General features: G+C 72.5%; 9 protein-coding genes. 8 read left to right on the top strand and 1 reads right to left on the bottom strand.

Going from position 1 to position 12,067, the window contains the following annotated elements:
- Positions 1–800: 800 nt before the first annotated feature.
- The 3 genes from OIM89_RS30040 (at position 801) to OIM89_RS20400 (ending at position 3,268) form a co-directional block, all read left to right on the top strand.
- Positions 801–986: a helix-turn-helix domain-containing protein gene (locus tag OIM89_RS30040; RefSeq protein WP_051727234.1), complete on the top strand. Its 186-nt coding sequence runs from the start codon at positions 801–803 to the stop codon at positions 984–986.
- Between the two features lie 185 nt (positions 987–1,171).
- Positions 1,172–1,309: a hypothetical protein gene (locus OIM89_RS30035; protein WP_372587986.1), complete on the top strand. Its 138-nt coding sequence runs from the start codon at positions 1,172–1,174 to the stop codon at positions 1,307–1,309.
- Positions 1,310–1,600: 291 nt separating this feature from the next.
- Positions 1,601–3,268, top strand: a complete 1,668-nt coding sequence (locus tag OIM89_RS20400) for a fumarate hydratase (protein WP_030698590.1) — start codon at positions 1,601–1,603, stop codon at positions 3,266–3,268.
- A 101-nt stretch (positions 3,269–3,369) separates the two neighbouring features.
- On the opposite strand, the gene OIM89_RS20395 is transcribed toward OIM89_RS20400, so the two are convergent.
- Positions 3,370–4,908: a ricin-type beta-trefoil lectin domain protein gene (locus OIM89_RS20395; protein ID WP_195730981.1), complete on the bottom strand. Its 1,539-nt coding sequence runs from the start codon at positions 4,906–4,908 to the stop codon at positions 3,370–3,372.
- Positions 4,909–5,141: 233 nt separating this feature from the next.
- On the opposite strand from OIM89_RS20395, the gene OIM89_RS20390 reads away from it, so the two are divergent.
- The 5 genes from OIM89_RS20390 to OIM89_RS20370 all read left to right on the top strand — a co-directional run bounded on the left by OIM89_RS20390 (position 5,142) and on the right by OIM89_RS20370 (position 12,058).
- A complete protein-coding gene (locus OIM89_RS20390) occupies positions 5,142–6,560 on the top strand; it encodes a class II fumarate hydratase (RefSeq protein ID WP_195730980.1) in 1,419 nt (472 codons plus the stop codon).
- 81 nt (positions 6,561–6,641) lie between these two features.
- Positions 6,642–7,331 (top strand): DUF402 domain-containing protein, encoded by a 690-nt coding sequence (locus tag OIM89_RS20385; protein WP_103506774.1) that lies wholly within the window; start codon positions 6,642–6,644, stop codon positions 7,329–7,331.
- Between the two features lie 196 nt (positions 7,332–7,527).
- Positions 7,528–8,226, top strand: a complete 699-nt coding sequence (locus OIM89_RS20380) for a class I SAM-dependent DNA methyltransferase (RefSeq protein WP_030698594.1) — start codon at positions 7,528–7,530, stop codon at positions 8,224–8,226.
- Positions 8,227–8,261: 35 nt separating this feature from the next.
- On the top strand, positions 8,262–10,415 hold the full coding sequence (locus OIM89_RS20375; RefSeq protein ID WP_264491502.1) for an ATP-binding SpoIIE family protein phosphatase: 2,154 nt from the start codon (positions 8,262–8,264) through the stop codon (positions 10,413–10,415).
- Between the two features lie 179 nt (positions 10,416–10,594).
- A complete protein-coding gene (locus OIM89_RS20370; protein ID WP_030698596.1) occupies positions 10,595–12,058 on the top strand; it encodes a catalase in 1,464 nt (487 codons plus the stop codon).
- Positions 12,059–12,067: the final 9 nt, after the last annotated feature.

Genomic DNA, 12,067 nt, shown 5'->3' with positions numbered 1-12,067 from the left:
CTCTTGCGCCCGGTGATCTCCGGGGGAAGGGTGAGGCCGCCCGGGACGTCTCCGGGTACCGGTCGACCTGGGGCGGAAGGAGCGGGGCGCGCTGGAGGGGATCGGGCTCGACGCGGGCCAGGAGCGGATCTATCTGGCGCTGCTGGCCGCCCTGCTGGCCTCGGGGCTCGCCGAGGACAGCCCGGGCGCGCCTCCCAGCTCGGGCTGAGCGTGCGGACCGTGCAGCGGCGGATACACCGGCTTCTGGCGCTGGCGGGGGTGCAGAGTGACTCCAACTGGAGTGACGGGCAGCGCAGTTGCACTGGCTCCGAGGGAGGGGCAGGGCGGTTCCGCCGAATCGCGGGGCAAGGCGGCGCCCGGCGCGAGGAAGGCCCTCCGGTCGTACACGAACGCCCCAGCGACGAGCGGATGTTGCCACCGGCGCCGTCACTGTCGCTTTCACGACAAGGCATCGAACCGCCGGGTGAGGACCGTTATTCGAGGGCGCGCTCCATGGCACGGTGGCGCTGTTCGAGGTCCCCCGGACGTCATCGAAGTCGCGTAAGGACACGCATGCCGTTTCTCAGACCCACCGTCTCGGCGACAGCCACCGCCGCTCTCGCCGCGGGCACGCTCTCCGTCTCCGCCCAGCCGGACGCGCTCCGCGCCGCCCCGGACTTCGTCACGCTGATCGTGGCGGTCCAGGAGGGCCGGACGGCGGCGGCGCCGAGGTCACCCGGAGACCGACGCCGAGGTCGGCTACCGGAATTCGCCCCTGTCCTTATTTCCCGCATCTCGCTCATTACCCATTATGTGGGGTGATGTTCACGCAGCTTCGGTACAGCTTTCGCCTGCACCCGGAGGCCGTCCAGCGGGCCGCGTCGGGACGGGCGTTCGGGTGTGCCCGTGTGGTGTTCAACGACGCGGTGCGGGCCCGCGAGCAGGCCCGGAAGGCAGGGGAAGCGTTCCCGACGGCAGGTGAGCTGCCCCGGACGCTGACCCCCTAGGCGAAGCGGACCCCGGAACGGGCCTGGCTGGGTGAGGTCTCCATGGCGATGCTCCAGCAGTCCCTGCGGGACGCGGAGAGGGCGTACCGCAACTTCTTCGCCTCCCTCAAGGGCACGCGCAAGGGACCGCGAGTGGGAGCACCAAGGTTCAAGTCCCGCAAGGACGCAAGGACGCAAGGCAGTCTGTGCGGTTCGCCGCGCATGCCCGCTGGAAGATCACCGATACGGGCCGCCTGAAGCTGCCGAAGATCGGTGAGGTGAAGGTGCAGTGGTCCCGCGCCCTGCCCGCCACGCCGTCCTCGGCGACCGTGATTAGCGCCTGAACGCCGCAGGCCCGCTGATCAGCCGAGTGATCGAGGCCCTGGCCCGGCAGGTCCCCACCCGGCAACCCGAAGCCGGGCGTCTGGGAGCTGGTCGTGGAGTCCCGGCGGACCACGCCGGTCTTCTCCGCGCCCTTCACTCTGGAGGCCTCGGTCACCCGCTGGCCCCGCCCTCGAAGGCCCCGGCCCCAAGTGAGCCTTACCTCACAGGACCGGGGTCCTCGGCGCGTCTTACGCTGGTGGACGCTGCCCGAGGGAGGACAGCCAGCGACCCTTGAGTGAGGAATGGGCGAAATGCCGGAGTTTGCGTACACCGATCTGCTGCCGACCGGAGAGGACACCACGCCCTACCGGCTGGTCACCTCCGAGGGCGTCTCGACCTTCGAGGCCGACGGGCGCACCTTCCTCAAGGTCGAGCCGGAAGCGCTGCGCAAGCTCGCCGCCGAGGCGATCAAAGACATCCAGCACTACCTGCGCCCGGCCCACCTCGCCCAGCTCCGCAAGATCATCGACGACCCCGAGGCGTCCTCCAACGACAAGTTCGTCGCGCTGGACCTGCTGAAGAACGCCAACATCGCCGCCGCCGGCGTGCTCCCCATGTGCCAGGACACCGGCACCGCGATCGTCATGGGCAAACGCGGCCAGAACGTCCTCACCGAGGGCGGCGACGAGGCGGCCCTCTCGCGCGGCATCTACGACGCGTACACCCAGCTCAACCTGCGCTACTCCCAGATGGCCCCGCTGACCATGTGGGACGAGAAGAACACCGGCTCGAACCTGCCCGCGCAGATCGAGCTGTACGCGACCGACGGCGGCGCCTACAAGTTCCTCTTCATGGCCAAGGGCGGCGGCTCGGCCAACAAGTCCTTCCTGTACCAGGAGACCAAGGCCGTCCTCAACGAGTCCTCCATGATGAAGTTCCTGGAGGAGAAGATCCGCTCGCTCGGAACGGCCGCCTGCCCGCCGTACCACCTGGCGATCGTGGTCGGTGGCACCTCGGCCGAGTACGCGCTGAAGACCGCCAAGTACGCCTCCGCGCACTACCTCGACGAGCTGCCCGCCGAAGGCTCCGAGCTCGGCAACGGCTTCCGGGACAAGGAGCTGGAGGAGAAGGTCTTCGAGCTGACCCAGAAGATCGGCATCGGCGCGCAGTTCGGCGGCAAGTACTTCTGCCACGACGTCCGCGTCGTCCGCCTCCCCCGCCACGGCGCCTCCTGCCCGGTCGCCATCGCCGTCTCCTGTTCGGCCGACCGCCAGGCCGTCGCCAAGATCACCGCCGAGGGCGTCTTCCTGGAGCAGCTGGAGACCGACCCGGCGCGCTTCCTCCCCGAGACCACCGACGAGCACCTCGACGAGTCGGGCGACGTGGTCGAGATCGACCTCAACCGCCCCATGGACGAGATCCTCGCCGAGCTGACCAAGTACCCGGTCAAGACCCGCCTCTCGCTGACCGGCCCGCTGGTCGTCGCCCGCGACATCGCCCACGCCAAGATCAAGGAGCGGCTGGACGCCGGCGAGGGCATGCCGCAGTACCTCAAGGACCACCCGGTCTACTACGCCGGCCCCGCCAAGACCCCCGAGGGTTACGCCTCCGGCTCCTTCGGCCCGACCACGGCCGGCCGCATGGACTCCTACGTCGAGCAGTTCCAGGCCGCCGGCGGCTCCAAGGTGATGCTGGCCAAGGGCAACCGCTCCCGCCAGGTCACCGAGGCCTGCGGCGCCCACGGCGGCTTCTACCTCGGCTCCATCGGCGGCCCCGCCGCCCGCCTCGCCCAGGACTGCATCAAGAAGGTCGAGGTCCTGGAGTACGAGGAGCTGGGCATGGAGGCCGTCTGGCGCATCGAGGTCGAGGACTTCCCCGCCTTCGTCGTCGTCGACGACAAGGGCAACGACTTCTTCACCGAGCCGGCCCCCGCCCCGACGTTCACGTCGATTCCGGTGCGGGGACCGGGACTGGCGTAGCCGTAGCCACCCCCCTCGCGCGTACGTGTGGCCCCGCCCTGCCGGACTTCCGGCGGGCGGGGCCACACGCTTCCGTACGGGGAGTCAGCCCAGGCCGGGCGTCACGCCAGACTCTGCGCGGCCGAGCCGTCGCAGTTCTGGAGGCGGGCCGGGGTGTTCTTGGCGGTCAGGGTGACGCAGAGGTCCTGGGCGGCGGTGGGGCGCAGGGTGGTGCCGGTGCGGGTGAACTTCTGGTTGGGCTGGCCGGCGCAGTCGTAGAGGACGAGGGCGCGGCCGGCGCGGTAGTCGGCGCCGGGGACGTCGAGGCAGCGGTCGTGGGTGGTCTCGATGTGGACAGTGCCGGTGTCGGGGCTCTGCCACCAGCCCTGGTTGCGGGTGCCGGTGCAGTCCCAGCCGATCAGGGCGGTGTCGTTGAGGGTGTCGCCGCCCTTGGCGTCGAGACAGACGCCGGTGCCGGCGCGCAGCGGCTTGAAGGCGTCGTCCCAGGCTCCGGCGCGCAGGACGGGCTGCCCGGTGGAGCCGGGGTCGGCGCAGCCGGCCTCCCGCAGCCCGGTGCCGTGCAGGGCGCTGAGGCAGGCGGCGAAGGCGGCGTGGCCGCGGCCGTTGGGGTGGAAGGACTGGCGGACGGAGTTGGCGTCCGGCGGGAAGGGGTTGGAGAGGTCGACGGTCAGGCCGCGGACCCAGGTGTTGTCGGTGCAGACCTCGTGGCCCTGGAAGAGGCGGGAGCCGTCGAGGTAGGTGGCGCCGGCCTGGCGGGCGGCGGTGCGCAGCCCCTTCTGGAAGGCGGGCACGGCGGTGTCGCGGCCCCAGCGGGCGTCCGCGTCGTAGCCCACGCAGCCGCCGGGGAGCTTGCCGGGGAACTTGGGGTTGTCGCGGAAGTCCGGGGTGATGGGGCTGGAGTAGCTCATGAGGACGAGTTCGTAGGAGCCGTCCGCGTACCCGGCGTCGCCCATGACCTTCTTGAGGTCGCCGAGGGTGGCGGTGACCTTGGGGATCAGGCCGTCGACGCGGCCCTGCCAGCCGGGGTCGTACTTGGGGTTGCAGGCGCCCTGGAGGAGCAGGTAGCGGGTGACGCAGTCGGTCATGACCGGGCCGAACTGGAGGTCGTCGTTGGCTCCGGCGACCACCAGGACCTGCTTGATCCGGGTGTTGCGGGCCTTGATGGCGAGGTTGTCGCTCTGGACCAGTTCGTCGGCGTACTGGCGGCTGCCGCCGATGCGGATGTTGGCGGAGTTGGCGCCGGAGCAGGAGACGTTGTACGTGACGTCGGCGGGGATGCTGGTGCGGTGGACGGCGGCGTCCTTGGAGCGGTGGCACCAGTTGGTGGGGCCGTCGGTGCCCGGTTCGTAGTTGCCGACGCCCTCGCCGGAGATCTGGCTGTCGCCGAGCGAGATGAGGGAGGTCTTGCGCTGGTCGAGGGGGCGCTCGGCCGGGTCGCCGTAGAGGGCGGTGGCCTCGGCGGCGCGGATCGCCTCCAGTTCGGCGGGGAGCGGGGCCGAGGCCGCCGGGGCCGGGGCGGCGGAGGCTGTCGCCGGGGTGAGCAGGGCGGCGAGGACGGCGGCGGACGCGGCGAGCGCGGCGGCCGCGCGGCGGGGTCTGCGGGGTGCGTACGGCTCGCGGGTGGTGCTGGTGCGCTTCATGGCGTCTCCAGGGGGCACGTGTGGCCCATGAGGGTGTCCGTACGGGGCGTCCCCACGGGTTCGGTGACGTTGCGGGTACCGGGTGCTACCGAGGGTTTTTACTGGTCGGTAGACGTCAGGGGAATACGTCGAACCAGACAATCGCTCAACTTTTTCGGCGGGCCCCGCGCGCCGGAGGCCCTTTCCCGCCCCCGGCGCCTCCCCTCGCCCGCCGGTTTCGGAGGTAGGACGACATGACGAGTGACGCTTCCCGCGCGGACGCGGCGGCCGGTGGCTTCCGCGTCGAGCACGACTCCATGGGCGAGGTACGCGTCCCGGCCGACGCCAAGTGGCGGGCGCAGACGCAGCGGGCGGTGGAGAACTTCCCCGTCTCCGGGCAGCGGCTGGAGCGGGCCCACATCGAGGCGCTGGCCCGGATCAAGGGGGCGGCGGCCACGGTCAACGCCCGGCTCGGTGTGCTGGACGAGGAGATCGCGGGGGCCGTCGCCTCGGCCGCCGAGGAGGTGGCGGCGGGCCGGTGGGACGCCGAGTTCCCGGTCGACGTCTTCCAGACCGGCTCGGGCACCTCGTCGAACATGAACATGAACGAGGTGCTGGCGACGCTGGCCACCGAGCGCCTGGGCCGCCGGGTCCACCCCAACGACCACGTCAACGCCTCCCAGTCGTCCAACGACGTCTTCCCCTCCTCGATCCACATCGCGGCCACCGCCGCCGTCACCCGCGACCTGATCCCGGCCCTGGAGCACCTCGCGGCGGCGCTGCGGCGCAAGGCCGAGGAGTTCGCGGACGTGGTGAAGTCCGGCCGTACCCACCTGATGGACGCCACCCCGGTCACCCTCGGCCAGGAGTTCGGCGGCTACGCGTCCCAGGTGTCGTACGGCGTGGAGCGGCTGCGTGCCTCGCTGCCCCGGCTGTCCGAACTGCCGCTGGGCGGGACGGCGGTGGGCACCGGGATCAACACGCCCCAGGGGTTCTCGCCCGCCGTGATCGCCGAGGTGGCGCGGGCCACCGGGCTCGAACTGACCGAGGCCCGCGACCACTTCGAGGCGCAGGGCGCCCGGGACGGGGTGGTGGAGACCAGCGGGCAGCTGCGGACGATCGCGGTCGGGCTGACCAAGATCGCCAACGATCTGCGGTGGATGGCCTCGGGTCCGCGCACCGGTCTGGCCGAGATCCAGCTCCCCGACCTCCAGCCGGGCTCCTCGATCATGCCGGGCAAGGTCAACCCGGTGATCCCGGAGGCGGTGCTCATGGTGGCGGCCCAGGTGACCGGCAACGACGCGACGGTGGCGGCGGCCGGGGCGGCGGGCAACTTCGAGCTGAACGTCATGCTCCCGGTCATCGCCAAGAACGTGCTGGAGTCGGTCCGGCTGCTCGCCAACGTCTCCCGGCTGCTGGCCGACCGCACGGTGGACGGCATCACGGCGAACGTGGAGCGGGCCCGCGAGTACGCCGAGTCCTCGCCCTCGGTGGTCACCCCGCTCAACAAGTACCTCGGCTACGAGGAGGCGGCGAAGGTCGCCAAGCGGTCGCTGGCCGAGCGGCGCACCATCCGCGAGGTGGTGCTCGACGGGGGGTACGTGGAGCGCGGCGACCTGACGCTGGAACAGCTCGACGAGGCTCTGGACGTCCTGCGGATGACCCGGCCCTGACCTGCGGCGGGGCGGCGGGGAGACTCCGCCGCCCCGCCATGGTCGCCCCACCGTCCGCCCCGCACCGCCTAATATCTGGCCATGGCACAGACGGAGAGTGCGGCAGGCGGTGCGGCGGCGCGGGGCGGGCGGTGGGCACCCGGCACGCCGGTCCTGTGGCGGTACCGGGAGAACGCCGGGGAGCGGTTCCACATCTGCCGCCCGGTCACGGTGGTCCAGGACACCGCCGACCTGCTCGCGGTGTGGATGGCCCCTGGCACCGAGGTGGTCCGCCCGGTCCTCGCGGACGGCACCCCGCTCCACCGCGAACCGCTGACCACGCGCTACACCAAGCCCCGCGCCGTCCGCCGCGACCGCTGGTTCGGCACCGGGGTGCTGAAACTGGCCCGCCCGGGCGAGCCCTGGTCGGTCTGGCTCTTCTGGGAGCCGGGCTGGCGGTTCAAGAACTGGTACGTCAACCTGGAACAACCGCTGGAGAGATGGTCGGGCGGCGTCGACTCCCAGGACCATTTCCTCGACATCGCGGTCGCCCCCGACCGCAGCTGGCGCTGGCTCGACGAGGACGAGTTCGCCGAGGCCCAGGCCGCCGGCCTGATGACCCGGGACCAGGCCGCCGCCGTCCGCGAGGCGGGCGCCAGGGCCGTCGAGCGGATCGCCGCCTGGGGAGCCCCGTTCGGCGACGGCTGGCCCGACTGGCGGCCTGATCCGGGGTGGCCGATTCCGGTGCTTCCGGGCGATTGGGATCGCGCGGGGGTCTCAGTGGGGCCGTGAGACCCTTGCTACAGGCCCGTACTCCAAACGTAGGATCGTCGTCCGCAAGGACACAGCAGCCGCCGGACCGGTTCCGGAAGGCCGCAGCGCACGACACGGCGACGGCCCGGCCACTTCGGCCGGGCCCTCCGCCGTCGCACGATCGGAACGCGGCAGCGCACGTCAGGCAGACAGGCATCGAGGGGCGGGACACGACGTGAACGAGGGTCCAGGGCAGCGGGAGTACGGCGCGGCGGGCGGTTACGGCCCGGGGCTGGTCGTGGACCGCACCGGGCAGGCCGAGGCGTTCGACGCGATAGGCAAGCGGTACGACGAGGCCTTCCCGCACAAGGAGGGCCAGATCGCCGCCGTGCAGCGTCTGCTCGCCGAACTCCCCGCCCAGGCACGGGTTCTGGACGTCGGCTGCGGCACCGGCCTGCCGACCTCCGGCCAGCTCGCCGACGCCGGCCACCGGGTGACCGGGGTCGACCTCTCCGCCGGCATGCTGGAGCTGGCCCGGGCCAACGTCCCCGGCGCCGAGTTCCTCCAGCGCGACCTGGCCTCGCTTCGCGCGGACGGGCCCGGCGGACTCGGCCGGTTCGACGGCGTCACCTGTTTCTTCACCCTGCTGATGCTGCCGCGCGAGGAGATCCCCCACGCCCTGCGGCTGCTCCGCTCGCTGCTGGTGCCCGGCGGCCACCTCGCCCTGTCGATGGTCGAGGCCGACCTGGACGACGCGGGCATCCCTTTCCTCGGCCACACCCTGCGGGTCTCCGGCTACCTCCGGGAGGAGCTGCGCCGGGTGGTGACCGAGGCGGGCTTCGAGATCACCGGCGAGGACGACTACGCCTACGCACCGGCCAGCACCGACGCCCCACCCGAGTACCAGCTCTTCCTGAACTGCCGGCGCGACTGACACGGCGCAGCCCCGGACGGACGGATTCGACACGCGTGACGGAGCACCCCACCTCCCACGAGGGCCGGCAGCCGCGAGCTGCCGGCCCGACCGCCCCCGCCGAACGGCGCGGGGCGCGGCTGCGTACCCCCGATCCGGCCGAGGAGCCGGAGAGCCCGGAGCAGTCCGGTCCACCGGAGCGGGGGCGCGCCAAGGACGCCTCCGTGCCGCCGCCGGCCAAGGGACGGCGCCGCCGTAAAGGCGGCTCCCGGCGGGCCGCGGCCTTACCTGCACAGGACTCCCCCGCCCCCGCCAAGGGCTCCGGCGGCGGACGCCGTCGCTCCGGCCGCTCCGGCCAGGGCGCGCCCGACGCCCCGGTCGAGCACGGCGCGACGCCGGCGCAGGCCGGTGCCGGCGCGGCCCGCGGCTCCCGCGAGGAGCCGCCCGGACGCGGTGGCGGCCTCGGCGACGGCGGGCAGGTGCCGGGCCAGCTGCCGGGCACGGCCCGGCGCGACGGCGACCGGCTGCGGTTCGTCGGCGCGGCCACCCGGCGCATCGCCCGCGGCATCGACCCGGACGAGATCGTGATGGGGCTGTGCCGGGCGACGGTGCCGACCTTCTCCGACGCGATCCTCGTCTACCTCAGCGACCCGCTGCTGGTCGGCGACGAGCGGCCGACCGGGCCGCTGGTGCTCCGGCTGCGCCGCACCGACCGGCTGCGCCACCTCGGGGAGGGCGACGAGGAGGGCGACCAGTCGCTCGCCGCGCAGATCCCGCTCTCGCCGGAGGCGCTGCTCTCGCCCGAGCTGTGCGAGGTGCGTCCGGGCGGCGCCCTCGCCGAGGTGCTGCGCGGGGTGCGCCCGGTCTTCTCCGAGGCGCCCGGCGCCCAGGCGGCCCTGGCCGAACTGCTGGGCGAGGGGCGGACGGTGCCCGGCGGGATGCGTACCGTGCTCGCGCCGCTGCGCGGCCGCCGCCGGGTGATCGGCGCGGCCGTCTTCCTGCGCAGCCCGGACCGGCCCGCCTTCGAGCAGGACGACCTGCTGGTGGCGGCCCAGCTGGCGACGCACAGCGCGCTCGGCATCGACAAGGCGGTGCTGTACGGCCGCGAGGCGTACATCGCCGACGAGTTGCAGCGCACCATGCTCCCCGAGACCCTGCCGAAGGCGACCGGGGTCCGGCTGGCCAGCCGCTATCTGCCGGCCGCCGAGACGGCCCGGGTCGGCGGCGACTGGTACGACGCGATCCCGCTGCCGGGTTCACGGGTGGCGCTGGTGGTCGGCGACGTGATGGGCCACTCGATGACCTCGGCGGCGATCATGGGGCAGCTGCGGACCACCGCGCAGACCCTGGCCGGGCTCGACCTGCCGCCGCAGGAGGTGCTGCACCATCTCGACGAGCAGGCGCAGCGGCTGGGTTCGGACCGGATGGCGACCTGCGTCTACGCGGTCTACGACCCGGTGTCGCACCGCATCACGGTGGCCAACGCCGGGCATCCGCCGCCGGTCCTGCTCCACCTGGGCGGGCGCGCGGAGGTGCTGCGGGTGCCGCCGGGCGCGCCGATCGGCGTCGGCGGGGTCGACTTCGAGGCGGTGGAGCTGGACGCGCCGGCCGGGGCGACGCTGCTGCTGTACACCGACGGCCTGGTGGAGTCGCGGCTGCGGGACGTGTGGACCGGCATCGAGCAGCTGCGGGAGCGGCTGGCGGCGACGGCCCGGCTGACCGGCCCCGACCATCCGCCGCCGCTGGAGGCGCTCTGCGACGACGTGCTGGACATGCTGGGTCCGGGCGACCGGGACGACGACATCGCGCTGCTCGCGGCCCGCTTCGACGGGATCGCGCCGAGCGACGTGGCGTACTGGTTCCTGGACCCCGACCCGGCGGCGCCGGGCCGGGCCCGGCGCCTGGCCCGGGCGGCGCTGGCCCGGTGGGGTCTGGAGGAGCTGACGGACTCGGTGGAGCTGCTGGTCAGCGAGGTGGTGACCAACGCGGTCCGGTACGCCTCGCGTCCGGTGACGCTGCGGCTGCTGCGCACCGACGTGCTGCGCGTCGAGGTCGGCGACGACGTGCCCCAGCTCCCGAGGCTGCGGCAGGCCCGCGCCACCGACGAGGGCGGGCGCGGCCTGTACCTGGTCAACAAGGTGGCCCGGCGCTGGGACGCGACCCGGCTGAGCAACGGCAAGGTCGTCTGGTTCGAGCTGCCGATGCCCTGACCTGGGCGGGCATGCCGGGGCGCGGGCGGGGCAGGCGGGCGGGCGTACCGGACGGCCCACCCGCGTTGCCGACGCCCTGTCGGCGGATTTGACTGCTGGGTGGAGTGGTGCGGCGGTGTCCTCCTGGTGTGCGGGCGCTGCCCGCGCCCGTGAGAGACCCGCACCGATGGGAGGACCCGGTGTCCGACGCAGCGCAGCAGGCCCCGTACACGACCGACAACTCCGGCATCCCGGTGGAGAGCGACGAGCACTCGCTGACCGTGGGCCGGGACGGGCCGATCCTGCTCCAGGACCACTACCTCATCGAGAAGATGGCCCAGTTCAACCGGGAGCGGGTCCCCGAGCGGGTGGTGCACGCGAAGGGGTCGGGGGCGTACGGCTTCTTCGAGGTGACCAACGACGTCAGCCAGTTCACCAAGGCGGACCTGTTCCAGCCGGGCAAGCGCACGCCCATGCTGGCCCGGTTCTCGACAGTGGCCGGGGAGCAGGGCTCGCCCGACACCTGGCGTGACCCGCGCGGCTTCGCGCTGAAGTTCTACACCGAGCTGGGCAACTACGACATGGTCGGCAACAACACGCCGGTCTTCTTCGTCCGGGACCCGATGAAGTTCCAGGACTTCATCCGCTCGCAGAAGCGGCGCCCGGACAACGCCCTGCGCGACCACGACATGCAGTGGGACTTCTGGACGCTCTCGCCGGAGTCGGCGCACATGGTGACGTGGCTGATGGGCGACCGGGGCATCCCGCGCACCTACCGCCACATGGACGGCTTCAGCTCGCACACCTACATGTGGGTCAACGAGGGCGGCGAGCGGTTCTGGGTGAAGTACCGCTTCAAGACCGACCAGGGCATCGAGTTCTACACCCAGGAGGAGGCGGACCGGGTGGCCGGCGAGGACGCCGACATCCACCGCCGCGACCTCTTCGACGCGATCGAGCGCGGTGACCACCCGACCTGGACGATGTACGTGCAGGTCATGCCGTTCGAGGACGCGGCCGACTACCGCTTCAACCCCTTCGACCTGACCAAGGTGTGGCCGTACGGCGACTACCCGCTGATCGAGGTCGGCCGGATGACGCTGGACGAGAACCCCGAGGACTGGTTCATCCACATCGAGCAGGCGTCGTTCGAGCCGTCCAACCTGGTGCCGGGCATCGGCCCGTCCCCGGACAAGATGCTGCTGGGCCGCCTCTTCTCGTACCCGGACACCCACCGGTACCGGATCGGCCCCAACTACACCCAGCTCCCGCCCAACCGCCCCCGCTCCCCGATCGCCTCGTACGCCAAGGACGGCCCGATGCGGTACGAGCCGGCGCGGGTGAACGCGGTGTACGCGCCCAACTCCTACGGCGGGCCGGACGCCGACACGGCACGGTTCGGCGAGCCGGCCGGGTGGTACTCGGCCGGGGAGATGGTCCACGAGGCGTACGCGTCGCGGCGGGACGACAGTGACTGGGGCCAGGCCGGGACGATGGTCCGGGAGGTGCTGGACGACGCGGCCCGTGAGCGGCTCGCCTCGAACATCGCGGGCCACCTGCTGGACGGGGTGACCCGCCCCGTGCTGGAGCGGGCGCTGGCCTACTGGCGCAACGTCGACCAGAACCTCGGCGACACCGTGGCCCGCACGGTCGAGGCGGGCTGACCTCGCGGA

This window comes from Streptomyces sp. BI87, assembly GCF_025957665.1.
GTDB classification, from domain to species: Bacteria; Actinomycetota; Actinomycetes; order Streptomycetales; family Streptomycetaceae; genus Streptomyces; species Streptomyces albidoflavus.
This window is presented reverse-complemented; position numbering and strand designations above follow the sequence as displayed.